Annotated in this window: 21 protein-coding genes; 12 read left to right on the top strand and 9 right to left on the bottom strand. The window is 63.0% G+C overall.

The genetic code is table 11. From position 1 onward, the window contains the following. The 8 genes from ruvB to GFD25_RS04460 all read left to right on the top strand — a co-directional run bounded on the left by ruvB (position 1) and on the right by GFD25_RS04460 (position 7,907). Positions 1-1,056, top strand: coding sequence for a Holliday junction branch migration DNA helicase RuvB (gene ruvB, locus GFD25_RS04495; protein ID WP_163230366.1), 1,056 nt, complete (start codon positions 1-3; stop codon positions 1,054-1,056). Between the two features lie 104 nt (positions 1,057-1,160). Then, positions 1,161-1,541 (top strand): preprotein translocase subunit YajC, encoded by a 381-nt coding sequence (gene yajC / locus GFD25_RS04490; protein ID WP_163230416.1) that lies wholly within the window; start codon positions 1,161-1,163, stop codon positions 1,539-1,541. Positions 1,542-1,655: 114 nt separating this feature from the next. Then, complete coding sequence (locus GFD25_RS04485; protein ID WP_163230364.1) at positions 1,656-2,237, top strand: adenine phosphoribosyltransferase; 582 nt, start codon at positions 1,656-1,658, stop codon at positions 2,235-2,237. Between the two features lie 95 nt (positions 2,238-2,332). Next, on the top strand, positions 2,333-3,526 hold the full coding sequence (gene sucC / locus GFD25_RS04480) for an ADP-forming succinate--CoA ligase subunit beta (protein WP_163230362.1): 1,194 nt from the start codon (positions 2,333-2,335) through the stop codon (positions 3,524-3,526). Continuing rightward, the gene (sucD, locus tag GFD25_RS04475) at positions 3,526-4,455 is read left to right on the top strand and encodes a succinate--CoA ligase subunit alpha (RefSeq protein ID WP_163230360.1); all 930 of its coding nucleotides are present in this window, start codon (positions 3,526-3,528) and stop codon (positions 4,453-4,455) included. Before sucC ends, sucD begins: the two co-directional genes overlap by 1 nt. After that, positions 4,452-5,915: a cell division protein PerM gene (locus GFD25_RS04470; protein ID WP_163230358.1), complete on the top strand. Its 1,464-nt coding sequence runs from the start codon at positions 4,452-4,454 to the stop codon at positions 5,913-5,915. Before sucD ends, GFD25_RS04470 begins: the two co-directional genes overlap by 4 nt. After that, a complete protein-coding gene (purH, locus tag GFD25_RS04465; protein ID WP_163230356.1) occupies positions 5,863-7,494 on the top strand; it encodes a bifunctional phosphoribosylaminoimidazolecarboxamide formyltransferase/IMP cyclohydrolase in 1,632 nt (543 codons plus the stop codon). The genes GFD25_RS04470 and purH overlap by 53 nt, the downstream gene beginning before the upstream one ends. Positions 7,495-7,628: 134 nt before the next feature. Further along, the gene (locus GFD25_RS04460) at positions 7,629-7,907 is read left to right on the top strand and encodes a DUF3017 domain-containing protein (protein WP_163230354.1); all 279 of its coding nucleotides are present in this window, start codon (positions 7,629-7,631) and stop codon (positions 7,905-7,907) included. Here GFD25_RS04460 and GFD25_RS04455 read toward each other — a convergent pair. Then, positions 7,830-8,819, bottom strand: coding sequence for an MIP/aquaporin family protein (locus tag GFD25_RS04455; RefSeq protein WP_163230352.1), 990 nt, complete (start codon positions 8,817-8,819; stop codon positions 7,830-7,832). The two genes, GFD25_RS04460 and GFD25_RS04455, sit on opposite strands and share 78 nt — an antisense overlap. Positions 8,820-9,061: 242 nt before the next feature. On the opposite strand from GFD25_RS04455, the gene GFD25_RS04450 reads away from it, so the two are divergent. Together GFD25_RS04450 and der are read left to right on the top strand one after the other, a co-directional pair. Next, a complete protein-coding gene (locus GFD25_RS04450) occupies positions 9,062-9,838 on the top strand; it encodes a pseudouridine synthase (protein WP_163230350.1) in 777 nt (258 codons plus the stop codon). Further along, positions 9,835-11,973 carry a bifunctional cytidylate kinase/GTPase Der gene (gene der / locus GFD25_RS04445; RefSeq protein WP_163230348.1) on the top strand — a complete coding sequence of 713 codons (2,139 nt, stop codon included), beginning with the start codon at positions 9,835-9,837 and terminating at the stop codon, positions 11,971-11,973. Before GFD25_RS04450 ends, der begins: the two co-directional genes overlap by 4 nt. A gap of 106 nt (positions 11,974-12,079) precedes the next feature. Here der and GFD25_RS04440 read toward each other — a convergent pair whose 3' ends face one another. The 8 genes from GFD25_RS04440 to GFD25_RS04405 form a co-directional block, all read right to left on the bottom strand. Continuing rightward, a complete protein-coding gene (locus GFD25_RS04440; RefSeq protein ID WP_163230346.1) occupies positions 12,080-12,646 on the bottom strand; it encodes a hypothetical protein in 567 nt (188 codons plus the stop codon). Between the two features lie 138 nt (positions 12,647-12,784). After that, positions 12,785-14,371, bottom strand: coding sequence for an ATP-binding cassette domain-containing protein (locus tag GFD25_RS04435; protein ID WP_163230344.1), 1,587 nt, complete (start codon positions 14,369-14,371; stop codon positions 12,785-12,787). A 577-nt stretch (positions 14,372-14,948) separates the two neighbouring features. Further along, the gene (locus tag GFD25_RS04430) at positions 14,949-16,865 is read right to left on the bottom strand and encodes an ABC transporter ATP-binding protein (RefSeq protein WP_163230342.1); all 1,917 of its coding nucleotides are present in this window, start codon (positions 16,863-16,865) and stop codon (positions 14,949-14,951) included. Then, positions 16,865-18,790, bottom strand: coding sequence for an ABC transporter ATP-binding protein (locus GFD25_RS04425; protein ID WP_338024622.1), 1,926 nt, complete (start codon positions 18,788-18,790; stop codon positions 16,865-16,867). Before GFD25_RS04425 ends, GFD25_RS04430 begins: the two co-directional genes overlap by 1 nt. A gap of 213 nt (positions 18,791-19,003) precedes the next feature. Further along, positions 19,004-19,927 carry a LysR family transcriptional regulator gene (locus GFD25_RS04420; protein ID WP_152357600.1) on the bottom strand — a complete coding sequence of 308 codons (924 nt, stop codon included), beginning with the start codon at positions 19,925-19,927 and terminating at the stop codon, positions 19,004-19,006. Positions 19,928-20,038: 111 nt separating this feature from the next. Continuing rightward, a complete protein-coding gene (locus GFD25_RS04415; protein ID WP_163230338.1) occupies positions 20,039-20,668 on the bottom strand; it encodes an HAD family hydrolase in 630 nt (209 codons plus the stop codon). A gap of 126 nt (positions 20,669-20,794) precedes the next feature. Further along, positions 20,795-22,690, bottom strand: a complete 1,896-nt coding sequence (locus GFD25_RS04410) for a bifunctional ADP-dependent NAD(P)H-hydrate dehydratase/NAD(P)H-hydrate epimerase (protein WP_163230414.1) — start codon at positions 22,688-22,690, stop codon at positions 20,795-20,797. A 198-nt stretch (positions 22,691-22,888) separates the two neighbouring features. Further along, a complete protein-coding gene (locus GFD25_RS04405; protein ID WP_163230336.1) occupies positions 22,889-23,296 on the bottom strand; it encodes a winged helix-turn-helix transcriptional regulator in 408 nt (135 codons plus the stop codon). A 144-nt stretch (positions 23,297-23,440) separates the two neighbouring features. Here GFD25_RS04405 and GFD25_RS04400 point away from each other — a divergent pair, with 144 nt between their 5' ends. Both GFD25_RS04400 and GFD25_RS04395 read left to right on the top strand, forming a co-directional pair. After that, on the top strand, positions 23,441-23,911 hold the full coding sequence (locus GFD25_RS04400) for a MerR family transcriptional regulator (RefSeq protein WP_163230334.1): 471 nt from the start codon (positions 23,441-23,443) through the stop codon (positions 23,909-23,911). Between the two features lie 96 nt (positions 23,912-24,007). After that, positions 24,008-24,775: a carboxymuconolactone decarboxylase family protein gene (locus GFD25_RS04395; RefSeq protein WP_163230332.1), complete on the top strand. Its 768-nt coding sequence runs from the start codon at positions 24,008-24,010 to the stop codon at positions 24,773-24,775. Positions 24,776-24,834: the final 59 nt, after the last annotated feature.

Raw genomic sequence — 24,834 nt, 5'->3', positions numbered from 1 at the left:
ATGGAATATGATGCCCAGACCAATACCGGCGCGAACGAGGAATCGTTGCGCATGGTGTCCGCGGCACCGGTCGGCAACGAGCCGGTCAGCGATGAGGAACTACGTCCCCATGCCCTTGACGGGTTCATCGGACAGCCGTTGCTCAAGGCCCAGCTGCAGCTGTTCCTTGATGCCGCGCGCAAGCGCGATGTGCCGCCGGACCATATTCTGCTTGCCGGTCCTCCCGGACTCGGCAAGACCACGTTGGCCATGATCGTCGCCAATGAACTCGGCGTGCCGATCCGGGTGACGTCAGGTCCGGCCATTCAGCATGCCGGCGATCTCGCTTCGATCCTCAGTTCCTTGGACTCGGGTGAGGTGTTGTTCATCGATGAGATCCACCGCCTGCCGCGTGCCGCCGAGGAACTGCTCTATATCGCGATGGAGGATTTCCGCGTCGACGTGATGGTGGGCAAAGGGCCGGGCGCGACGTCGATACCGCTGACGCTTCCGAGGTTCACCGTGATCGGCGCGACCACGCGAGAAGGCATGCTGCCATCGCCGTTGCGCGCGCGCTTCGGGTTTACCGCGCATCTGGACTTCTACCCTCACGAGGAGTTGGAAAAACTCATCGAACGATCGGCTGGAGTGCTCGGCGTGCGGCTCGAGAACGGATCTGCATACGAGATGGCGGTGCGTTCCCGCGGCACGCCGCGCATCGCGAATCGTCTGTTGCGCCGCGTGAGGGACTGGGCCATCGTCCATGATCTGGACGCGGTTAACCCGGACGACGTGAAAGACGCGCTATCGCTGTATCAGATAGACGCCGAGGGCCTGGACCGATTGGATATCGCCGTGCTTAACGCCGTGGTCAGACAGTTCAACGGTGGGCCGGTGGGCCTGAACACGTTGTCCGCCATGGTCGGAGAGGAATCGGAGACGGTGGAGACCGTCTGCGAGCCGTATCTGGTCCGTGAGGGATTCCTCGTGCGCACGCCCAAAGGCCGTGTCGCCACAGAGAAGGCATGGAGTCATCTGGGACTGGTGCCCAAGGAGGATGTCAGCAAGCTATTCTAGACTTTCGACTTTGGGCGTTATATATGGCAAAGTCATATATGCAAACGCAGTGCCATCCATCGACCCGTTAGGAGTATCCCTTGCCCGCAGATTCCATGAATCTCATGATGATCATCTTCCTTGTCTTCATGATCGCCTTCATGTGGTGGCAGTCCAAAAAGGCCAAGAAGCAGCAGCAGGAGAAGCAGGATTTTCGCTCCAACCTGCAGCCCGGCACTGAGGTCATCACCATCGGCGGCGTGATCGGCAAGGTCGTCTCCGTCGACACCCAGTATGAGGAGATCGTCATCGACTCCGAAGGATCCAAGCTGAGGTTCGGGTTCAACGCCATCAGCCGCGAATATGTGCGCCCGGCGTACGTGAGCGACGATGAGGTCGACGAAAACGGCAATCCGCTGCCGCAGGACGATGCCGACGACGCGCAGGTGCCGGTGGAGACCTCCGCTACCGCCGCGGCGGCCGAAACCGGTGAAAAAGAGGACTGATTTCCCGTACATCGCCGGCGATCGACGAGCGGGGTTCCGTGCGGTTCCCTTGGCCGGAGCCGCACGGAACCCCGACCATAACAGCAACAGCATATAGACAAGGCAGGCAGGGTTATGACGCAAACCGACATCACCATCGACCGTTTGGCTGCGATCGGTCAGGATAATGCGGACTATCTGGTCTCCCGAATCCGTTCGATTCCCGGATTCCCGAAAGAGGGAATCAACTTCCGCGACTTCATGCCGGTGCTCGCCGACGCCAAGGCGTTCGCGCTGATGCTCGACGCCCTGGAACAGGCCCTCCCCGTTCCGGCGGACGATTTTGATGCCATCGCCGGCCTCGAAGCGCGCGGATTCCTCTTCGGCCCCGCGCTGGCCGCCCGCCTCGGCAAGGGCTTCATTGCCGTGCGCAAGGCCGGCAAGCTCCCTCCCGAAACCATCGGAGAATCCTATGCACTCGAATACGGTACGGCGACCATCGAAATCGAATCCGGTATGGTTACGCCGGGCGAGCGCGTACTCATCGTCGATGACCTGATCGCCACCGGAGGCACCGCCAAGGCAGCCGCCGACCTCATCCGTCGCGCACACGGCGAAGTCGCCGGATTCAGCTTCGTCATGGAGCTCATCGGACTTGACGGACTCGCCGTGCTGGGCGACGTACCCAGCAGCACACTGGTCACCATGCCTGCCTGAGTCCATCCAGGCCGGAGCAGCGCGACACATGAATTTCGGCCCGGCGACTCATCCTCGCCGGGCCATCGTACATAGTATCCCAAGCAGGTGTATTCATGGATCTATACGAATATCAGGCCCGAGAACTTCTCTCGGAACAGTCCATCCCGGAACCGGAGGCGATTTTCGCCCAGAACTCCCACGAAGTCGCCGAGGCCGCCGACAAGCTCGGTTATCCCTGTGTCATCAAGGCGCAGGTGAAGATCGGCCATCGCGGTCAGGCCGGCGGCGTCAAGCTCGCGCATAATCGCGACGAGGCCATACTGATGGCCGAAAGCATACTGCCCATGACCATTCATGGCCATAAGGTAAACGGCGTGCTCGTGGCGGAAGCCAAGAACATTCTGCACGAATACTACGTGTCCATTTCCGTGGACCGATCCTCCCGTGACTACGACGTGCTCGCCACCGCCAACGGCGGTACCGAGGTCGAGGAGATCGCCAAGGAACATCCGGAATCGGTCAAGCGCCTTCACATCAATGCGCTGGACGATTTCGATCATGACGCCGCCGTGGAGATGGCGAACAGCATCGGCTTCTACCACGCGGACGTCAACCAGGCCGCCGATATCCTGCTCAAGATGTGGCGTTGCTTCAAGGACAACGATGCGACGCTCGTCGAGATCAACCCGCTCGCCAAGGTCGGCGATCCGGACGACGAGGCGTCCAAGTCCCTGTGCGCTCTTGACGCGAAGATCTCGCTTGACGGCAACGCCGCGTTCCGCCATGACGGATGGCGACGCTTCGAAGACAGCATCGAGGCGGATCCCTACGAGACCCGTGCGGCCGAACATGGTCTGCACTACGTGCATCTGCACGGCGAGGTCGGCGTGATCGGCAACGGCGCCGGACTGGTCATGAGTTCGCTCGATGCGGTTTCGGGTGCGGGAGAGGAACAGGGAACCGGCGTCAAGCCCGCCAACTTCCTCGATATCGGCGGAGGCGCATCCGCCGAGGTCATGTCGGACAGTCTTGAGATCGTGCTGTCCGATCCGCAGGTCGAATCCGTGTTCGTCAATGTCTACGGCGGCATCACCTCCTGCGAGCAGGTGGCCAGGGGCATTCTTGAGGCATTGGACAAGCTCAATGCCGCCAAGCCGATCGTGGTGCGATTCGACGGCAACGCCGCGGCCGAAGGCCTGAGTATCCTCGCGCAGGCCGACAACCCGAACCTGCACGTCGCCGAAACCATGGAGGAAGCCGCCCGTCAGGCCGCACGCCTCGCAGCCGATGCAAAGGAGAACCACTGATGGCATTGTTCATCGAAGACGGCGCGCCGGTCATCGTCCAAGGCATGACCGGGCATCAGGGCATGACTCACACCGCGCGCATGCTCAAGGCCGGCACCAACATCGTCGGCGGCACGAATCCGCGCAAGGCCGGAACCGTGATCGATTTTCCCGGCGCCAACGTCGACGGTTCCGACGCTCACGTGCCCGTGTTCGCGACGTGCGCCGAGGCGCGCGAGCGTACCGGCGCGAAAGCCAGCGTCGTGTTCGTTCCGCCGAAATTCGCCAAGGGCGCGGTGGTCGAAGCCGTTGAAGCGGGCATCGAACTCATCGTCGTCATCACCGAAGGCATTCCGGTTGCCGATAGCGCATATTTCGTCGAACTTGCCCTGCGCAAGGGGGTCCGCATCGTCGGCCCGAACTGCCCGGGCCTGATGACGTTGCCCTCGACGCCCCAGGCGCATGGCGTAAACCTTGGCATCATCCCCGATGGCATCGTCGGCCGCGGTCCGCTCGGACTCGTTTCCAAGTCCGGCACGCTCACCTACCAGCTGATGGGCGAACTGAGCGATATCGGATTCACCGCGTGCCTTGGAGCAGGCGGCGATCCGATCGTCGGCACCACGCTGCAGGAGGCGCTTGAGGCGTTCGAGGCGGATGAACACACCAAGGCGGTCATGATGATCGGCGAGATCGGTGGCACGGCGGAACAGGATGCGGCCCGTTGGGCGTCCGAGCATATGACCAAGCCGGTCGTCGCGTACATCGCCGGGTTCACCGCGCCGGAAGGCAAGCAGATGGGGCACGCCGGCGCCATCGTCTCCGGAGGCAAGGGAACCGCGCAGGACAAGAAGGAGGCTCTCGAGTCCGTCGGCATCCGCGTCGGCAAGACCCCTGGGCAGGCCGCCGACATCATGCGCGAAGTATTGGCCGAACACTCGATTTCATGATCGAACGAATCCGGCCCTGGTTCAGGGGCATTGCCGTCGCAGCGGCCTCCATGGCCGTGTTCGCCATTGCGGTCGGGTGTTTTCTCGCCCTGATGCTGCTGGTCATCTCAATGGAGGAAGGCGGCGACAACCTTTCCGCATCGGCGATGTCTCTGACCTCGGCCGTCGTATTGCTCAGCCAAGGCGTCGGTTTCACCGTCGACCCGGTGAATCTTACGCTGATGCCGCTGTTGCTGACCGTGTCGTTGGTTCTGCTGGTGCGTGCCTTCGCCCAGCGTCTGACCTGCGGCGTGGGAGGCTACGTCACCGGTTTGGCGGCATGGCTCGCCCTTGACACGTTGTTCAGCAAGGGTACCGATGCCATTCTGGACGACGCCCTGTGGCTGATACTCGTCAAAGGAGCGGCGGTATTCTCCCTCGGCTATCTGATGGCCGCGTTGCCGGTTTCCGTCGGGCTTGCCGCCACGATGGAACGCCTGCGTCGGTCCGCCGGTCCTCAACTGCTGCGCGCCGTACGCATCGGCATCACGATCGCGGTCGCGTTGATCGCGTCATATGTGACGATCGGGTTCATTTCCGTAATCGTCTGGTCCGTTCGCAACCATGCGGCGGTGATGCATCTGTACGACCTGCTGGGTATGGGCACCGGATCGCGCATCCTGACCACGATCGCGTGTCTGGCATGGTTGCCGAACCTGTGCGTCTGGGCGATCTCATGGACGTTCGGCGGTGGATTCTCCATCGGTGACCTGGGGTCGTTCACCCTTTGGATCGGCCAGTCCACGTCCCTGCCGTCGATTCCGGTATTCGGCGTATTGCCCGAACCCGTCGCCGACGAGCGTCTGCGCATCGCGTTGATTTCCATTCCGCTGGTTCTCGGCCTGTTGGCGGGAACCTTGTCCATATGGTCGAAACGGGGATTCTCGATACGTGCGGCCGGCCCCGCCAACCCGGTGGATCCCAAGATCGTGATGCTTGATTTCGCCTATCCGGCCGGATCGTTCTGCATCGCCTGCGCGCTGATATCGCTTGGATGTTCGTTGATGTTCCTGCTGTCCGACGGGGGATTGGGCAAGGAACGGCTCGCACATCTGGGCGTCGACGTCATGCAGTCCACTCAAACCGTGGCCAGACCGGCGGCGTTCGGCCTGTTTGCGGCATGGTTGCTGGCGTTGATTGGCGTCGCTTCGGTTTTCGGGATACGCTGGATCGCACGACGAATTCGCGCGAACCGCGCGTCTGCGGCCGTTCCGTCCGACGATGGGACGACGAACGCCGAGAAACGTCCCGTGAAGACGGATGACCGTCGTCCCGCGGACGCAATCGGCACCTCGCGCACGGCGAGGATCATCACCAACGTGCCCGATCACGGGCAGCAACAGGAAGCAGCAACCAAGGAGGAACAGGATGACAAACACGAACCGACCGATACGACGGGCGCTGGTGTCCGTCTTCCATAAGGAAGGCATCGAGGTTCTCGCCGAAGCGTTCATCAAGGCCGGCGTCGAGGTGGTCTCCACCGGTTCGACCGCCAAGAGGCTTGCCGAGCTCGGCGTCAACGTGACCGAGGTCTCCCAGGTCACCGGATTTCCGGAGAGCCTCGACGGTCGCGTCAAGACCCTCGACCCGCACATCCACGCGGGCATTCTCGCCGACATGACCAATCCGGACCATGTCTCCCAGCTCGCCGAGCTCGGCATCAAGCCGTTCGACCTTGTGGTCGTCAACCTGTACCCGTTCGCCGACACCGTGCGCTCCGGTGCGGACGAGGCCGCTACGATCGAGAAGATCGACATCGGCGGTCCGTCGATGGTGCGCGGCGCCGCGAAGAACAGCGCGACCGTCGCGATCGTTACCGATCCGGCCGATTACAAGCTCGTCGCCGAACGTGTCGCGGACGGACGCGGCTTCGATCTCGCCGAGCGTCGTTGGCTCGCAGCCAAGGCCTTCGCCCACACCGCCGCATACGACGCGACGATCAACGAGTGGACCGCCAAGCACTGGCCGAAGCCTGACACCGTCGAAACCCCCGATACCGACGAGAACGGCAATGTCGTCAACGACGCCAAGTTCCCGGCAGCCTTCACCCGCACGTGGGACCGCGCGCATGTGCTGCGTTACGGCGAAAACCCGCATCAGCAGGCGGCCCTCTACATCGACCCGCTTCACCGTGACGGTTTTGCCCATGCCGAGCAGCTCGGCGGCAAGCCGATGAGCTACAACAATTACGTTGACGCCGACGCCGCATGGCGCGCCGTGTGGGACTTCGCTCCGCGCATCGCGGTCGCCGTCGTCAAGCACAACAACCCGTGCGGTCTGGCCATCGGCGAAACCGCGGCCGAAGCGCACAAGAAGGCTCACGCCTGCGACCCGATGAGCGCCTACGGCGGTGTGATCGCATGCAACAGCACCGTCACCCTCGAGATGGCGGAAAGCGTGCGCCCGATCTTCACCGAGGTCATCGTCGCGCCCGCCTACGAGCCCGAAGCGCTCGAACTGCTGCAGACCAAGAAGAAGAACCTGCGCATCCTCAAGGTGGCCGAGCCGCCGAAGAGCCACACGCAGTTCCGCCAGATCGACGGCGGCCTGCTGGTGCAGGACACCGATCTGATCGACGCGACCGGAGACGATCCGAACGCGTGGAAGCTCGTCGCGGGTGAACCGGCCGACGCCGCCACGCTCAACGATCTGCTGTTTGCATGGCGCGCGATCCGTTGTGTCAAGTCGAACGCGATTCTGCTCGCGCACGACGAGGCTACCGTCGGTATCGGCATGGGCCAGGTCAACCGCGTCGACTCCTGCCATCTGGCCGTCGACCGTGCGAACACGCTGGCTGACGGTGCGGACCGCGCCACCGGTTCCGTGGCCGCATCCGACGCGTTCTTCCCGTTCGCGGACGGCGCCGAGATCCTCATCAAGGCCGGCGTCAAGGCCATCGTGCAGCCCGGCGGTTCCATCCGCGACGAAGAGGTCATCGAAGCGGCGAAGCAGGCCGGCGTGACCATGTACCTGACCGGTACCCGTCACTTCTTCCACTGATCTCGCCGCGGAACGCCGGCCGCTGTCCGTGAACGTGAGGGCAGTCGCCGGCGTTCTGCCCAGACAAGACATATAACAGGAGGCCTTGGCCCATGGAAGGCCAAGGCCTTATCGCATTCCGGAAAGGAACCGTCATGCATGACCATCCGTTCGTATCCGAAGCCCACGAAGGGAAGCCTTGGTTCGAATGGCTCGTCGCAGGCGTAACCGGCATCGCCGTGGTCGTGGCTTTCCTCGGATACGCGATGGCCGCAACCGTGATCATATCGGTTGCGGCCATCGTCACCGGACTGCTGCGCCTTGTGTTACGTGACCGCAGTCCCTGGAAGGTTCGCTCAGTGGCGTTCGACTCCTTCATCGGCATCGCCTTGGGAGTCGGCCTGCTGTTCACGTACTTCCTCCCCATGCTCTGATTGCGTGGACACGATGCCATCCGCCACATCGGAAACGGAGTCGACGGCCTCTTCCGAAGCCTCGGAGACGGCGGACTCATCCACGGTCCGGGTTCCCCTGTTGCGCGAGGCCTCCTTGGCCATCTGCGCGACGATCGTGATCAGGGCCACGACGGCGGCGGCAAGCACCGGGCACACCCAGAACACCCACAGCTGGCCGAGCGGCTCGGCGTTCAGCTGCTGCCCCTGCGCGAACACCGCGATGCCCGTGGCACGTGCGGGATTCAGGGCGGCACCGGTGACCGGATAAGTGATTGCGGCACCGATGGCGTATGCGGCACCCATCGCCGTCGCATAGTCCGCGGATGGGCGGCCGTCCTTGTCGGTGGAACGCATCGCGGTGGCGGAGATCAGCAGACCGGCGACCACTTCCACCACGATGGCCAGCACCACGCCGAAGCTGATGCCGACCGAGCTGATGCTCTGATAGGCAACCGAGCCGTTCTCGAAGCCGTTGACCGTGGGGGTCAGCCAGATCTTCGTCGAAATCTGGTCGGAGGTCGGCAGCAGGAAACGGAGGGCGGCGCCCGCGCCGAGTGCGCCGATCACCTGCGCGATGATATAAAGCACGCCGTCGGCCACGCGGGTCTTCGACTCCAGCATCGAAGCCACCGTCACGGCCGGGTTGAACTGTCCTCCGGACACCCCGGACAGTATGGCCGTCACCACGGCGTACGTGGCGCCGATGCCCAACGCGATGAACGCCATGTTCACGTTGTAGATGGATGTGCCGAACGCACAGATCAGGTAGATGGCGAAGCAGATCAGGAAGCTGCCGGCGAGCTCCGCCAGCGTGCGTGCCGCGAGCGTATGCTCGGTCGAAGAAGATTCTCCGGTTTCCTGCGGCATGGTATGTGACTCAAAAGCGGTCATTATCGGTCCTCTGTATGTCATGTTGCGGGACTTGGCCCGCCGGACGTCTGCCAATAGTACCAGCCCGGGCTGTGGTTCTCCTTGTACCGGTCCGATGCGGGCGACGTCGAGCCATGGGTCGGACCATGGGTTCGGGTATGCTGTTTCAGGTTGTGCGAAGTCCGGCCTCTGCCGGCGATGCAATCCGAATATAAGCAATACGCGCGTACGGTACAGGTACGCAAGGCCACGTTGGGAGAACGATGCCAAACGCATATTCCCGCGCCGAGAAGGCGCATTTCCATGATGATCGCAATGCCGTCCGTCTGCAGAAGATCCTTGCCCAGGCCGGATTCGGCTCCCGCCGCAAGTGCGAGGAGATGATCACCGACGGACGTGTCGAGGTCGATGGCGAGCTGGTCACCGAGCTCGGCACCCGTGTCGATCTCGAACGCCAGCAGGTGCGCGTCGACGGTTCGCGCATCCGCCTCAACCCGAACCATGTCACGCTCGCGCTCAACAAGCCCAAACGCGTGCTGAGCGCGATGGAGGACCCGAAGGGCCGGTACACGCTCAGCGACATCGTGGGCGACAAGTACGACCGCATCTTCCACATGGGCCGTCTGGATTACGATTCCGAAGGCCTGATCCTCATGACGAACGACGGCGAGCTGAGCCAGCACGTCATGCATCCCAAGTACGAGGTCGAGAAGACCTACATCGCCACGCTGGAAGGCAGGATCAGCGGCACGGTGTGCCGTCGTCTGGTCACCACCGGCGTGCAGCTCGACGACGGCTGGATCAAGCTCGACAAGTGCGCGATCATCGACGCGAACCGCGACACCACGATCGTCAAGGTGGTGCTGCACTCGGGCAAGAACCGTATCGTGCGCCGCATCTTCGGTTCGATCGGCTTCCCGGTCAAGCGTCTCGTGCGCACGCAGATCGGCCCGATCAAGCTCGGTGAGATCAAGCCCGGTTCGTACCGTGTGCTGTCCCAGACCGAGGTCCGCTCCCTGTCGAAGGCGGTGGGCCTGTGATCCGCGTCGCCATTGACGGTCCCGCCGGCGTGGGCAAGTCCTCCACGTCCAAGGCCCTGGCCAAATATTACGGATTCGCCTATCTCGACACGGGCGCCATGTATCGCGCCTGCGCATGGTGGTGCCTGAAGCAGGGCATCGACCTGGACGCCGAAACCGTGGACGAGCGGCTCATCACCGAAACGGTCGGCGAGTTCTTCACCGAAGGCCATTTCGACATCACGGTCGATCCGGACGATTCGCGCGTCACCTGCGACGGCGAGGACATCAGCGAGGCGATTCGTTCGTCCGAGGTTTCCACGCACGTCTCGAAGGTGTCGAGCGTGATTCCGGTACGTCATGTCCTGATCGCCGCGCAGCGCGCCACGATCGCGCGCGAGGCCGCTGCCGACTCGTTCTCGGGAGGTCTCGGCATCGTCGCGGAAGGACGCGACATCACCACGGTCGTCGCTCCCGACGCCGAGGTTCGCGTGCTGCTCACCGCCCGCGAGGAGGTGCGTCAGGCTCGCCGATCGGGCCAGGCTGTGGCCGGGAACGGCGTCGTCGGCGCTGAGGACGTGGACGCCCGAGACAAGGCCGATTCCAAGGTGACGAGTTTTTTGACCGCCGCGGACGGTGTGACCACGATCGACAATTCCGACATGGATTTCGAACAGACGCTGGATGCGCTGATCGAACTCGTGGATGCGGCCATCGAGGAGCAGGAATACCGTCAGTACGTCGCCAACCTTGAAGGATACGAACTGGACGAGGCCGACGAGGCGCTGGTCGCCGGTCGCGGACTCGACGACGCCTCCCGCGAATCCGGTCCCAAACAGGTCGGCGTGCTCGCCGTCATCGGTCGCCCGAACGTCGGCAAGTCCACGCTGGTCAACCGTATCCTCGGCCGTCGCGCCGCCGTCGTGGAGGATACTCCCGGCGTCACCCGCGACCGCGTCAGCTACGATGCGGAATGGTCCGGCACCGATTTCAAGCTGGTCGACACCGGCGGTTGGGAAGCCGACGTCGAAGGCATTGATTCGGCGATCGCCTCGCAGGCGCAGGTCGCCGTGCAGCTGTCCGACGCCGTCGTGTTCGTCGTGGACGCGCAGGTCGGCATGACCGACACCGACGAACGCATCGTCAAGCTGCTGCGTGCCTCCGGCAAGCCGGTCACGCTCGCGGTCAACAAGATCGATGATGCGGTCAGCGAATACATGGCCGCCGAATTCTGGAAGCTCGGATTGGGTGAGCCGTACGCGATCTCCGCCATGCACGGCAGGGGAGTGGGCGATCTGCTCGACGCCGCGCTCGACTCGCTGAAGAAGGCCAAGAAGACCTCCGGCTTCCTCACGCCGACGCATCTGCGCCGCGTCGCACTCGTCGGTCGCCCGAACGTCGGCAAGTCGTCGCTGCTCAACCAGCTGGCGCACGAGGAACGCGCGGTCGTCAACGATCTGGCCGGAACCACGCGAGACCCGGTCGACGAGGTCGTCCGCGTCGATGGCGAGGACTGGCTGTTCATCGATACGGCCGGCATCAAACGTCGCCTGCACAAGCTGTCCGGCGCCGAATACTATTCGTCGCTGCGCACGCAGGCCGCGATCGAACGTTCCGAGCTGGCGCTCGTGCTGTTCGATGCGTCCCAGCCGATCTCCGACCAGGACCTCAAGGTGATGAGCTCCGCCGTGGACGCGGGCCGTGCGATCGTGCTCGTGTTCAACAAGTGGGATCTCATGGACGAATTCGACCGTCAGCGCATGGAACGTCTGTGGAAGACCGAGTTCGAACGCGTGACGTGGGCCTCGCGCGTGAACCTGTCTGCGAAGACCGGCTGGCATACGAACCGCTTGGCCCGTGCGATGCGCGAAGCGCTCGATTCGTGGGACAAGCGCATCCCCACCGGCAAGCTCAACGCGTTCCTCGGCCAGATCCAGGCGGCGCATCCGCATCCGCTGCGTGGCGGCAAGCAGCCGCGCATCCTGTTCGCCACGCAGGCGTCCACCCGTCCGCCGCGGTTCGTCATCTTCGCCACCGGCTTCCTTGAGCACGGCTATCGCCGTTTCCTCGAGCGTTCGCTGCGTGAGGAGTTCGGTTTCGAAGGTTCGCCGATTCAGATCTCGGTGAACATCCGCGAAAAGAAAAAGCGTAAGTAAGGCGCAACGACACGGGGCCCGTCCGGCAGCATCAGCCGGACGGGCCCCATTCGTATTCGACGTCAAGCCCCTCCCGCGCGGCATGACGATGATATACGTCCGGATCTCAGAGGTCCTGCACGACAAGCATCCTCGTACGCCGGTCGTACACGGTGCGAGGATCCATCAGATCGAGACCGTTGCGCTCATACCAGCTGTACCGGGCCACCGCGTCACGTTGCCTCGCCGTCAACTGCAGAAACCCGGCCAACCTGATACGGCCATCACGCACGCGGAACACGGCGTGGCACAGGGAACCCCGGCATTCGCAAGGCACCGTGAACTCGAAATCGTCCGTGGCGCGAAACAGGATCACCGTGATGTCGTGGCTTCTCGGAACCCCTGTGGCATCGATGACATCGGGGCCTGCGATCAGGCGAACACCCTGCCAAAGGGCCTTGACCGCGACGGCGTCCGGCGGACGATGCTGCAGCCTGAATGCGCCCCAGACGCACCCTGCAAGACACGGAACGATGACGCAGCACAGAATCGCCATATCGCGCGTAAAACCGGAATATCCTCTTTCCGGAGGTCCGGCGACGACGGTGACAAGAAGCATGCCCATCGCGGAAAAGCAGCACATCAACAGGAACACGCCGCGCGTACGGCCGAACCATGCGCGCAGCGCAAGCATGCGATCACCGGGAACCCAACCATCATCCATGGTTCGATCATACGCGTGACGGAGGGCCCTCCGGAACATAACCGCAACGGCACGGGCCGGCCGGCCATATTCCCGACATGCCGTTACCCAAACGAAGGACGCGCGCCGTCAGCCGACCATCAATCGTGTCCTCGTGCCGTCGCGGCGCATCGACCAGCGGATCGTCGCGGTCTCCGCCAGAAATCCCTCGTCATGGGAGACAAGGACGAGTGCGCCGGGGTATCGCGAGAGCGCGCGCCCAAGCGCCCGCATCGAATGCAGATCAAGATGGTTCGTCGGCTCATCCATGACGATCAGATGAGGATGCCGTCGCAATCCCAGACACAGCAACAGCTTGCGCAGCTCGCCCGGCGACGGGTTCCCGCCGGCAAGCAAACGGTCTGGATCGGCGTTCAGCTGCGCCACGGACGACAGCACGACACCACGATCCCTTGCCGGCAATGCAGCCAACGCTTCCATCGCCTGCCGGGCATCTTCGGTCGTGGTGTTCTGCGGGACCACCAATCGCGGCAGGCGGAGACCGGTACGTCGCTCATCCCGTTCGATCGCACGCAACAGGGCATTGACCACCATGGTTTTGCCGGTGCCGTTCGGTCCGCTGATGCCGATGTGGTCATGCGGGCCGACCGTCAGCATCGGAACGTCGACGCCGTTTCCCGAGCCATGCTCGTCGTTGGCCTCATCTCCACCGTCCGCATAGGCGATGAATCCGGCCGGCAGGCGCACCAGTTCGCGGCGGCCGCTCGACTCGGCATCCATCCAAATGTCGCCGTCGTACCGTTTCGCCGCGGTGACGACCTGCGCTGCACGTTCCCACGCGGTCGCGACCTGTGCGTCGATACGAGCGCTCGCCGGTCCGAGACTGCTCGGATTGTGATTGTATTTGATCGCATTGCGCGCGTCATGGTCCTTGGGATCGACGAAACGATGATTACTCGCCGACGATACCTCCAACGTCGCATCATGCTTGCGTTGCGCCTTGACCGATGACAGTCGCGCGAATTCGCGGCGAGCGTCGCGCAACGCCGTATCCGCGGATTGCCGGTCGATTGCCGCGCTGGCCGATGCGATGGAATAGTTGCCCGGCCGTGCACGCACGACGGTTATATTCCGTCCGCGCACATGGCCACGTTCGAAGAACGCGCAGCGGTCGGCCACCGTGTCGATCAACGCCACGTCATGCGATACGAGAATGCCGATGCCGTCGAACGAGCGCAACGCGGCGACGATGCGCTCGCGGGTCGGCCCGTCCACATGATTCGTCGGCTCGTCCAGCACAAGCACATCCGGCCGCAACGCCAACGCGCATGCGATCTGCAGTCGTTTCGTCTCACCGCCGGACAGAGTGTCGGGTCGCCACGGCCAGTCGTCGCCTATGCCGAGATCGCGGCGGATCGCCAATGCCTCCGGTGACCAGTCGTTGGCGAAATCGTCCAGATTCACCGGTGTTTCGTCCGTGTTCTGCGGGCAGTACCCGACGGCGATGCTGTCCGGGGCGGGGGAGACGCTGCCGGAATCGGGGTACAGATCACCGAGCGCAATGCGGATCAGCGTGGTTTTGCCGATGCCGTTGTCGCCCAATACGGCCGTCCATCCGCGGGGGAACGTGACCGATATGTCGGTGAGCAACGGGTCCGGAGCTTCGGGAAAGGTAAAGGTGATATGGGATAGGGTGAGTACAGAATTCGGTGACATATGGTGCTCCAATGCGGTACGTTTGCCGTGAACCGGCGCTCGTTGATGGCCCGCGGGAACCGTCGGTTGCGGCGTAATGGCTGTGATTGCGTATTGGCACCAATATGCGAACGGCATATGCAAGGATGGAACGGTCACCATGGATTCGAAACAAAGCGAATCCATACGTGGAGTCGCGCGACAAGCGTTCCATACGGATATGCTTCACCTGTGAAGTCGTCCGCCGGTGCCGCTTATCGAATAATCAACGTAAGTAAGTCCTTGCTGTTCCGGCGGTTCCGGCATATCGAACCGCCGATGTCTGTTCTGAACGATTCATATCATACACGGCAAAACGGGCCGTCGTGCATCAGAACCGCCAGACGCCGGTCCGGTATCCATCGTTGCCCTCCGAATCAAGGAAGTCCGTCGTGAGCCGGCTTTCGATCAGAGGAGCCTTCGGACCAGTGATCCGAACGATTCCCCGACGTTCCAGTCGTATTCTCGTTTCGAGGCAGTGCTGGTTTCTTGGATTGTGAGATCCAGGGGGACCATCATGACGGGTCAGCACAACGCTGTGCTGACCCGTCATCTGCTGTCACTGCGCCATCTTGCCTTTGAGACCGGTGTACAGCGTGTAGTACCGGCCCTGCTGGGCGATGAGTTCATCGTGCGTGCCGCGTTCGACGATGCGGCCCGCCTCGATCACCATGATGCAGTCGGCGTTGCGGATCGTGGACAGGCGGTGCGCGATCACGAACGTGGTGCGCCCCTTCATCAGCTCGTCCATGCCGGCCTGCACGAGCGACTCGGTACGCGTGTCGATCGATGAGGTCGCCTCGTCCAGGATCAGTGCGGGCGGATCGGCCACTGCGGCGCGTGCGATCGCGAGCATCTGCCGCTGGCCCTGGCTCAGCGACGCGCCGTCGCCGGTCAGCTGCGTGTCATAGCCGTTCGGCAGCTTTTCGATGAACGTGTGCGCGTTGGCGAGCTTGGCTGCGGCGATCACCTCCTCGTCGGTCGCGTCGAGCCGGCCGAAGCGGATGTTCTCCATGATCGAACCGGAGAACAGGTGCGTGTCCTGCAGTACCATGCCAAGCGACTGTCGCAGGTCGGACTTGCGGATGTCGGCGATGTCGATGCCGTCGTATGTGATCGTGCCGGAGTCGATGTCGTAGAACCGGGTGATCAGGTTCGTGATCGTCGTCTTGCCGGCGCCGGTCGAACCGACGAGCGCGATCTTCTGACCGGGCTTGGCGAACATCGTCATGTCGTGCAGGATCGTCTTGCCGGGCACGTAACTGAACGTCACATGATCGAGCCGGATATCGCCGCGCATCGGCACGATCCGCCCGTCCGAGCCACGCCAGCCCCACTGATCGGTGCGATCGGTCGTTTCGGCCAGCTCGCCGGTCGCGGCATCCGGACGCACGCTCACCAGCGTGGTCTTGCCGTCGTCCGATTCGGTCTTCTGGTCGAGCAGCTTGAAGATGCGGTCCGCGCCGGCCAGACCCATGACGATCGCGTTCAACTGCTGGCTGACCTGGCTGATCGGCATGGTGAAGCTCTTGACGAACGTCAGGAAGCTCACCAGCCCGCCCAATGTCAGTCCGGTCACCCCGTTGACCGCGAGCCAGCCGCCGACGAGCGCACAGAGCACATACGCCACATAGCCGAGCTGGTTGTTGATCGGTCCAAGGAAGCCGGAGAACATGTTCGCCTTGTTGGACGCGTCGAACAGCCGGTCGTTGCGTTCGCGGAAGTCCGCCTTCGCCGCGGCCTCGTGCGTGAACACCTTGACGACCTTCTGCCCGCTCATCATCTCTTCGACGTAGCCGTTGAGCTCGCCGACCGACTTCTGCTGGCGGGAGAAATACGTGCCGGACTTGCCGGTCATGATCTTCGTCATCCACACCATCAGCCCGGACACGACGAGGACGACCACGGTCAGCGGCACGCTCAGGTAGATCATGCTGAACAGGATCATGACGATGCTGAACACCGAGTTGATGATCTGCGGGATGGACTGCGAGACCATCTGCCGCAGCGTGTCGATGTCGTTGGTGTACAGGCTCATCACGTCACCGCGAGAGTTCGTGTCGAAGTAGCCGAGCGGCAACCGCTGCATGTGCGTGAACATGCGGTTGCGCAGCTTCATCATGAAACCCTGCGTGATGAACGCCTTGAGCACGGCACTTACCGCGTTGGCGGCGATGCCGGCCGCATAGATCGACGCCATCACGCCGATCGCGCCGAGCAGCGGGCCGAAGTCATGATCATGCGAGGTGAGCATCGGCGTGATGTAGTTGTCGATGAGCGTCTGGAAGAACAGGTTGCCGCGCACCTGCGCAAAGATCGTGACGACGATGAGCGCGATCACGATGCCATATTGCACTCCGTACATGCCGAACACGAACCGCATGAGCCGCATGAAGATGCGGAACGGATGGTCGAGTTCGCGTCCCTGTTTCGCGCCGGCGGCCATACGGCCGGCATTGCCACGTGGACCGGGCATCAGCGCACCTCCTCGTCGTTGTCGTTATCCTGCACGTCGGAGTTTGCGATGCCATGCGTCGTGTCGTTCGCGGCATTCGTCACGCCAGCCGGCCCCGATGGCAATTGCGCGAACTGCTCCTCGTCGAAGTCGCCGCCGCCCTGTGTCTGCAGTTCGACCAGCTGGCGGTAGATCCCGTTCGATCGCATGAGTTCGGCGTGCGTGCCGACGCCGCTGATCCTGCCGTCGTCGAGCACGACGATCATGTCCGCGTCCTGCACGCTCGAGATGCGCTGCGCGATGATGATCTTCGTCACGTCGGGCATCCGGCTGGCGAACGCGTGACGGATCCTCGCGTCGGTGCCGGTGTCGACCGCGGACGTCGAATCGTCCAGGATCAATACCTTCGGGTCCTTGAGCAGCGCCCGCGCGATGCACAGGCGCTGCTTCTGACCGCCGGAGAAATTCTGGCCACCCTGCTCGACCTTCGACTCGTAGCCGTCGGGCAGCCTGTCGATGAACTCGTCGGCGCAGGCGATCGCGCAGGCCCGCTTGCAATCGTCGAGGGTCGCGTCCGGATTGCCCCAGCGCATGTTGGACAGGATCGTACCGGAGAACAGCACGTTGTTCTGCAAAACGACGGCGACCTTATCTCGAAGCACGGTGCGGTCATAGTCGCGCACGTCCACGCCGCCGACCGTGAGGCTGCCGCCGGTCACGTCGTACAGGCGCGGAATGAGGTTGACGAGCGTGGTCTTGGACGAGCCGGTGCCGCCGATCACGCCGATGACCGCGCCGGACGGGATCGTCAGATTGATGTCGGTGAGCACGTTCTCGGGGCCTTTGACGATGAGCTGATGCGTGGCCTCGATGCGGCGCTTCGCGGCCGGATCGTTCTCCGAAAGTTTGACGGCCGGATACGCGAAGTCGACGTGGCTGAACTTGATCGAACCGTCGCGCACCGCTTCGACCGGGTGTGCGGCGACGGGCATGTCGTCTTTCTCCTCGAGCACTTCGGCGATACGCCGGGCGCTGGCGGACGACATGGTGATCATCACGATCGTCATCGACAGCATGACCAGGCTCATGAGGATGTTCATGCAATACATCAGCAGACTGGTCAGGTCGCCGGTGGTGAGCCGGTCCTGCACGATCAGATGCGAACCCACCCAGCTGATGAGCAGCAGGCATCCCCACACGGTGGTCTGGATGATCGGGTCCACGGCGGCGAGCACGAGCTCGGCCTTGAGGAAAATGTCGTAGATGCGTTTCGACGTGGTCTTGAACACGCGGGTCTGCATGCCTTCGCGGGCGAACGCCTTGACCGCGCGTATGGCGGTGACGTTCTCCTCGACGGATTCGTTCATCGCGTCGTATTCGGGGAATGCCTGACGGAAGTATTTCGCGGCGATGTTCATGAGGATACCGAGGATGGTGCCGAGCACGACGACCGCTCCCAGATAGATCAGGGCCATCGTGCCGGAGACGACGAACGCCATGCACATGGCGATGATGAGGCTGGAGAACGCGCGCGGCACCATGCGCAGGATCATCATGAACGCGTTCTGGATGTTCATCACGTCGGTGGTGAGTCTTGTCACCAGGCTCGGTGTGGAGAACCGGTCAATGTTCGAAAACGAGAACGTCTGGATGTTGTCGTACTGGTCCTGTCGCAGGTTCTTTGCGAAGCCGGTTGCGGCGCGCGATCCGAAAACCGAGCCGAGACAGCCGACCGTAAGTCCGCACAGGGCCATGAGAACCATGAATCCCGCCGTACGCGAGATCACGCCCATGTCGCCTTTCTCGACGCCTTGGTCGATGAGCGTGGCCATGAGCAGCGGGATGATCATCTCGCATGCCACTTCGCCTATCATCCATATCGGCGTCAGGATCGCGTCGCGTTTGAATTCGCCGACGTGTCGCAGCAATATTCGTACCGTCTTCACTTGCCGTTCCTCCATGCTGGTTGCCGCGCATGCGTGCATCCGTGCCGAGCGCGACTCCTGTGAACGCGAACAAGACTAGCAACACCGTCGGTCCACGCGCATCGGTCCACATGCGTCCGTACATGCGCGACGGCCGGGGCCATCCCCGACAGTGCGGAAACGACCCCGGCCGAACACACGCGATCCGATCAGTCGAACGGCGGACCTGGTGGCTTAGTCGATCAGCTTGTATCCGTGCGATGCGACCACGGACTTGAGCTTCGACAGGTAATCCTCCGCCGCCTTCGACAGCTTGGCGCGCTCGTTGGTGATCCAGCCGACCAGCATCGTCTCGTCCGAGTCGAGCGGCACGGTGACGATCTTCTCATTGTTGAGATCGCCGTTGTCGATGCCGGTGCACACCGTGTAGCCGTTGAGGCCGACGATGAAGTTGAGGATCGTCGCGCGGTCGGTCACGTTGATCTGCTTCGGGTTGTATTCGGGCCAGACCGCCTCTTCCGCGAAGTAGAAGCTGCCGTCCTCGCCCTGCTCGTACTGGATGAACGGGTAGGGCTTCAGGTCCTCCATGGTGAGCTTCTTCTTGCCCGCCAACGGGTTGGTGCGGGCGAGGAACACATGCAGCGGGGCGCGGAACAGCGGATGGAACTCGAGATGCTTTTCGCGCAGGAGCTTGCCGATGACGTCCTTGTTGAAATCGGACAGGTACAGGATGCCGATTTCGGACAGCATGTTGGCGACCTGGTTGATGATGTCCTTGGTGCGCGTCTCGCGGATCGTGAACTCGTATTCGTCGGACTTGATCGAGTTGATCATCTCGACGAACGCCTCGACGGCGAACATGTAGTGCTGGGTGGACACGGAGCACAGCTGCTTGCGAGGCTTGGCGTTCTTGTAGCGTTCCTCGAGCAGGGCGGCCTGGTCGAGGACCTGACGGGCGTAGGTGAGGAACTCCGCGCCGTCGACGGTCAGGGCGATGCCCTGCGAGGAGCGGGTGAAGATCTCGATGCCCAGCTCGTTTTCCAGTTCCTTCACGGACGAGCTCAACGCGGGCTGCGAGACGTACAGTTCGTGCGAGGCCTCGTTCATCGACCCGCATTCGACGATCTTGACGATGTATTTCAGCTGCAGCAGTGTCATAAATTATGGTTATACCATCCGCCCGCTACGTGCAGTCGGTTTATAAGGTCGTGGCGCGTGCAGGCATGAAATACGTGATGCATGGACGCATGACCATGCATCACGTCGAAACTACAGACGCACGCCGAGGGCGGCGAGGGATTCGCGGGCCTCAAGCGCGTTCTCGAAGAGGATGCCGTGGATGCCGACCTCGTTCGCGCCGACCACGTTCTTCGAGGTGTCGTCGAAGAAGACGCATTGTTCGGCATTCAATCCGAAACGGTTCAGTGCGAGCTCGTAGATGTCGGCGTTCGGTTTGTGCATCTTCTCCACTCCGGAGACGACCGTGTCGTTCAACAGCTCGGCCAGCCGCGGGAACTTTTCGAATGCGAGATGGAACGTCTCGTGCGACCAGTTCGTCAGGCCCCACACGCCGTATCCGTGGCGCTTCAGATCCTCGAGCAACTCGACCATGCCCGGCAGCGTGCGCGGCAGCGCGTCATCGTAATGGTCGATGTAGTACTTGAAGATCCGCGCGATGTCCTCACCCTGCTCGCGCACGACGTCCGGATAGATGCCGGCGAAATCCTCGCCGGCGTCCATGCGGTCCTCATAGCGGAAGAAGCCGTGCGGATCGTCGTCGGCGCAGATCGCGGTCACTACGTCGTCGGGAAAACGGCCTTCGAGACATGCTCGGGTCTGCCAGTCGAGCAGCACGCCACAGAAATCGAAAATGACGTCGGTAATGGGGGATTGGGGCATGAGCTACCTCTTTAGGACGGTCGATCGGTCAATGGTTATGGATGGTGACTAGTGTACCGACGCGAACGCCCCGGCACGATGGCTCAGGGCGTCTTGCGGACGAACCGGAAATCTGCCGAATGATTGTCAGGACAGCAGTTTCCGGAACGCGTCCGGAATCGAGGCGACTACGTCGGATGCGACGATGGGATGGCCGAGCGAGCCGATCGAACGGCTCGGCGCCGTGCCGTAGATCGTCGGCGGGTTGAATCCACGCTGATCGGACGCCGACGCGATCGCCGCCGCATAACCATGCAGATATGCCGCATCCGCCGCCGTCTCGACGATTGACGCGACGTCATCCTGCTGGGCAAGCAGCGCGCCCATCATGCCGGCCAACACGTCGCCGGCGCCTGCGGTACCCAGCCATGCCGGCGCACGGCCGGCAACCAGCACGCGCACATGATCGCCTGCAGTTGCCTCATCGCTACCGGCGCCGTCGAATTCGATGTCGTCGGCCTCATCGCCGTCCAACGAGCCGGCGGCCTTGCGACGTGCCGCCAGCGCCGCGGCCGCGTCGTCGCCCGGATCCGAATGACGGGCGGCATCCGCGGCGTCTTCCTCGGCGTCTCCGACCACGATGCTGACCGCACCCTTGAGCAGCACGGTCGCGCCGGTCAGTTCATGCGCGCGTCTCGCCCAACGCAACGGTTCCAACTGCACGTCACGTGCGTCCACGTCCTCGCCGCGTTCGACCAGCAGCGCGGCCAGTTCGCCCGCGTGAGGCGTGATGACCACCTGCGCCGGCACCTCGTCGGGCAGCAGGTCCAAGGCCCCTGCGTCCACGACGACCGGCGGCATCTCGAACGCGAGATCGGGGTCATCCGCATCCTCTCCGACCGCATAATGCGACAGCAGTTTCGCGATCGTCTGACGCTGCACGTCCATGTCATCCTCGTCCGCCGTGCCGTCCGGCACGCCCGAACCCACGACCCACGCCTGCACGCGTCCCTTGCCGATCACGGCCTCTGGCACCGAGGACAGCACCATCGAGCGCGTGCGTTCGGGACCCATGTACCGGATCATGCCGACGTTCGTCGCGGCGGCCGCACGGCTCGACAGCACCGCCGCGCCCGGATAGCGCACCGAACCGGTGATGAGACCCGTCACGCCCCGCGAATACTTCGTATCGGCCAGTCTCGGCAGGCGGATGGCCTCGCTCGCATTGTCTCCCGACACCACTTCGACCAACGGGTCATGGCCGTCGACATCGAACCCGAAATCGACCAACGTCACTTTGCCGCACGCATAGGAAGCCGGCGGAAGGATCGCACACGGCTTGAGCGCGCCGAACGTCACCGTCACATCGGCCGGAATGTACGGCCCGGTGATCGCGCCGTCGTCCACGCCCACGCCGGACGGAGTGTCCACCGCGACGACGAACGGGAACTCGCCGGCGGTGTCTCCGTCCGGCAACGCCGTACGATCCGGCACCGTGCCGTCCACGCCAAGGGACGCGGCCATCGTACCGGCAATGCCTCTCAACTCGCCGGACAGACCGATGCCGGTCATCGCGTCGACGATCACATGGGAATGACGTGCCAGCTCGACGGCCGCACGCAGGCGCTCGCCCGCCTCTCCCGCGCCGAATCCGGCCGAACAGCCGGGAATCTCGGACGCCGGGTCGAGAATCAGCACCTTGCCGCCCGAACGCACGAATGCGGCGAACGCGTCCTCATGGACCGTGCGTCCCACCGCGACGGCGGTCACCGAAGCACCGTTCTCCGCGAGCGCGGCCGCCGCGTACAGTCCGTCGCCGCCGTTGTCTCCGGCCCCGGCGAGCAATGTGATTCGTGACTCGTCAAGCGTCAGCCCCTCATCGCCGAGCAGGTCGGCGACCGTATGGGCGACGGCCGTGGCCGCCATGCGCATCAGGGGAGCACCGTCTTCCAACAGGGGACGTTCCATCGCGCGCACGTCCGCCGCCACGTATGCGGCATGGCGCAGCGTGTGCAACCTGTTCTCGTCATTGTGACCAGCCATGATCTCGGCCATGATGCCAACCCCCTTGCGAGCGAATGAACCGTATGCGGGAAAACCGCTTTTCGTGTGCACTACTTTACCCGTGTCCGCGCCGTCGTGGTGCGAGCGCGAGGCAAGCTTGCCGAATGTTCGCTGGGAGAACACCGTATCCGCCTTCGCGCGTGGCCCTGGGGTCGGACGTTCGGGGAGCGGTGGGGCTTATGCCGCCTCGTCGGTGTGTTGCGGGCGGTGGAGCAGGAGATACCGGCGTGCTGCGTCTTCGGCGGCAGCCCGCATCGTGGCTTCCTCATAGTGGGTCTTGGCCCAAAGATGCAGCTGTATCAGGGGTTTGAGCGCGCTTGTTCCGGTATCCGTCAGCGAATATTCCGGCTGGGACGGGTCTCGTTCGCCTGTTCGACGTGCGATCACGCCCGCATCGATAAGCTCGGACAACGTAGTTGACAGCGCTTGCGAGGGAACGCTGCGCAGTCGTCTGCGCAGCTCATACATGCGCAGCGGTCTTGTCTGCAGGGCTTCGATCGTGACGATCGCCCATCGTCCGGATATCGCGTCGAGCAGATCGAAGTACGAGCCTTCGGAGGCGGCTTCCTTGTCGTGATGCGTCATTGGCCTTCTCTCACTACGTTGTTCGGTGCCCTCATGACGATATCGGCTTCGGGGGACGGAACAGGGGAACGGGGGTGTATTGCCGGATGTTTCGGTGTGTCGTCGGTTTTACTTCGAGCACTTGAAGTACCTACAGTACGAACCATGAGCACCACGACCACATGGCATACGATCCGTGAGGCGTCGCTGATATCGGGGCTGCCCGAATCGACGCTGCGCTACTACGAGCAGATCGGCATCATCGATCCCATCGCGCGGGACCCGAGTTCCGGTCATCGCGCCTATTCCGACGACGATCTCGAGGCGATCTCCATCGTCTCGTGCCTGTCGGCCACCGGAATGCCGCTCGAATCGATGCGCGCATACCTGCGTAACCGTTTCGACGGTCCGGAAGGCGCCCGCCGGCAGATGGAGCTGCTCGACGCCCAGTCGCTGCGATTGGCGGCCAAAGCGGAAAGCATCCGCATGCAGCAGGCGTACGTGTCGTTCAAGACCCTGTACTGGCGTGCCGTCGCCGAGGGCCGTGAAGAGGACGCGGAGCGGCTGCTTGAGGAGAACCGCGACATCGTGGAGAAGATCAAACGACTGCAGATCGGCGGCAAGGGCGACAGATGACAGCCGCAGGACCGTATCGGCGGCCGATATCGTCCGGACACGCCCTACCGGCGGCGTGAACGAACCATCCCGATCACGCAATGACAAGGAGCAATCATGTTCGACGGATTGAAAAACAGGATGAACAGGTTCTGGAACGACGACAGGACGCTGGCCGAAACCGACCCGGAGTTCGTGGAACTGTTCTCGAACTTCGCGTATGACGAGGTCATCAACGAACCGGGGGCGAACCATCCCGATCTGGACGACGCGACGCGTGCCATGGCGATTCTCGCCACGCTGGTCGGATGCCAGGGGCTGGACGACTATGAGCTCATGCTTCCGGTCGCGCTGGAAAGCGGCGTCAGCCCGGTGCAGGCCAAGGAGATCGTGTATCAGGCGGTCGCCTATCTCGGGTTCGGCCGTGTGCTGCCGTTCCTGAAGAAAACCAACGAGGTTTTCGCGGCGAGGAACATCGCGTTGCCGCTGGCCGGACAATCGACCACCACGCCGGAAACCCGTGCCGAGGCGGGCGAGCAGGCTCAGATCGACATCTTCGGCGAGCATATGCGCGGCTTTGCGCATTCCGGTCCGGAGGAGACGCGGCACATCAACAAATGGCTGGCCGACAACTGCTTCGGGGACTATTACACGCGCGGGGGATTGGATCATCGCCAGCGTGAGATGATCACGTTGTGCTATCTGGCGGCGCAGGGTGGATGCGAACCGCAGCTGGTCGCGCACGCCGGCGCGAACCTGAGGGTCGGCAACGAGAAAACGTTCCTGATCGCGGTGGTCTCGCAGTGCATGCCGTATATCGGCTATCCGCGCACGCTGAACGCGATCCGCTGCATCAACGAGGCGGCGGCGAAGTCGGAACGGTAGCCCGGGATACGGAAACGGGGCTGTGAGCCGGAGGGGAGATGCCTCCGGCTCACAGCCCC

The sequence above is a fragment of the Bifidobacterium aerophilum genome (genome assembly GCF_010667685.1).
In the GTDB taxonomy this organism is placed as follows: domain Bacteria; phylum Actinomycetota; class Actinomycetes; order Actinomycetales; family Bifidobacteriaceae; genus Bifidobacterium; species Bifidobacterium aerophilum.
This window is presented reverse-complemented; position numbering and strand designations above follow the sequence as displayed.

Bases quoted from the DNA above. Each gene is read 5' to 3' on its own strand.
- ruvB (WP_163230366.1), top strand. From the start codon at position 1: ATGGAATATGATGCCCAGACCAATACCGGCGCGAACGAGGAATCGTTG.
- yajC (WP_163230416.1), top strand. From the start codon at position 1,161: ATGATGATCATCTTCCTTGTCTTCATGATCGCCTTCATGTGGTGGCAG.
- GFD25_RS04485 (WP_163230364.1), top strand. From the start codon at position 1,656: ATGACGCAAACCGACATCACCATCGACCGTTTGGCTGCGATCGGTCAG.
- sucC (WP_163230362.1), top strand. From the start codon at position 2,333: ATGGATCTATACGAATATCAGGCCCGAGAACTTCTCTCGGAACAGTCC.
- sucD (WP_163230360.1), top strand. From the start codon at position 3,526: ATGGCATTGTTCATCGAAGACGGCGCGCCGGTCATCGTCCAAGGCATG.
- GFD25_RS04470 (WP_163230358.1), top strand. From the start codon at position 4,452: ATGATCGAACGAATCCGGCCCTGGTTCAGGGGCATTGCCGTCGCAGCG.
- purH (WP_163230356.1), top strand. From the start codon at position 5,863: ATGACAAACACGAACCGACCGATACGACGGGCGCTGGTGTCCGTCTTC.
- GFD25_RS04460 (WP_163230354.1), top strand. From the start codon at position 7,629: ATGCATGACCATCCGTTCGTATCCGAAGCCCACGAAGGGAAGCCTTGG.
- GFD25_RS04455 (WP_163230352.1), bottom strand. From the start codon at position 8,819: ATGACCGCTTTTGAGTCACATACCATGCCGCAGGAAACCGGAGAATCT.
- GFD25_RS04450 (WP_163230350.1), top strand. From the start codon at position 9,062: ATGCCAAACGCATATTCCCGCGCCGAGAAGGCGCATTTCCATGATGAT.
- GFD25_RS04440 (WP_163230346.1), bottom strand. From the start codon at position 12,646: ATGCTTGCGCTGCGCGCATGGTTCGGCCGTACGCGCGGCGTGTTCCTG.
- GFD25_RS04435 (WP_163230344.1), bottom strand. From the start codon at position 14,371: ATGTCACCGAATTCTGTACTCACCCTATCCCATATCACCTTTACCTTT.
- GFD25_RS04430 (WP_163230342.1), bottom strand. From the start codon at position 16,865: ATGCCCGGTCCACGTGGCAATGCCGGCCGTATGGCCGCCGGCGCGAAA.
- GFD25_RS04420 (WP_152357600.1), bottom strand. From the start codon at position 19,927: ATGACACTGCTGCAGCTGAAATACATCGTCAAGATCGTCGAATGCGGG.
- GFD25_RS04415 (WP_163230338.1), bottom strand. From the start codon at position 20,668: ATGCCCCAATCCCCCATTACCGACGTCATTTTCGATTTCTGTGGCGTG.
- GFD25_RS04410 (WP_163230414.1), bottom strand. From the start codon at position 22,690: ATGGCTGGTCACAATGACGAGAACAGGTTGCACACGCTGCGCCATGCC.
- GFD25_RS04405 (WP_163230336.1), bottom strand. From the start codon at position 23,296: ATGACGCATCACGACAAGGAAGCCGCCTCCGAAGGCTCGTACTTCGAT.
- GFD25_RS04400 (WP_163230334.1), top strand. From the start codon at position 23,441: ATGAGCACCACGACCACATGGCATACGATCCGTGAGGCGTCGCTGATA.
- GFD25_RS04395 (WP_163230332.1), top strand. From the start codon at position 24,008: ATGTTCGACGGATTGAAAAACAGGATGAACAGGTTCTGGAACGACGAC.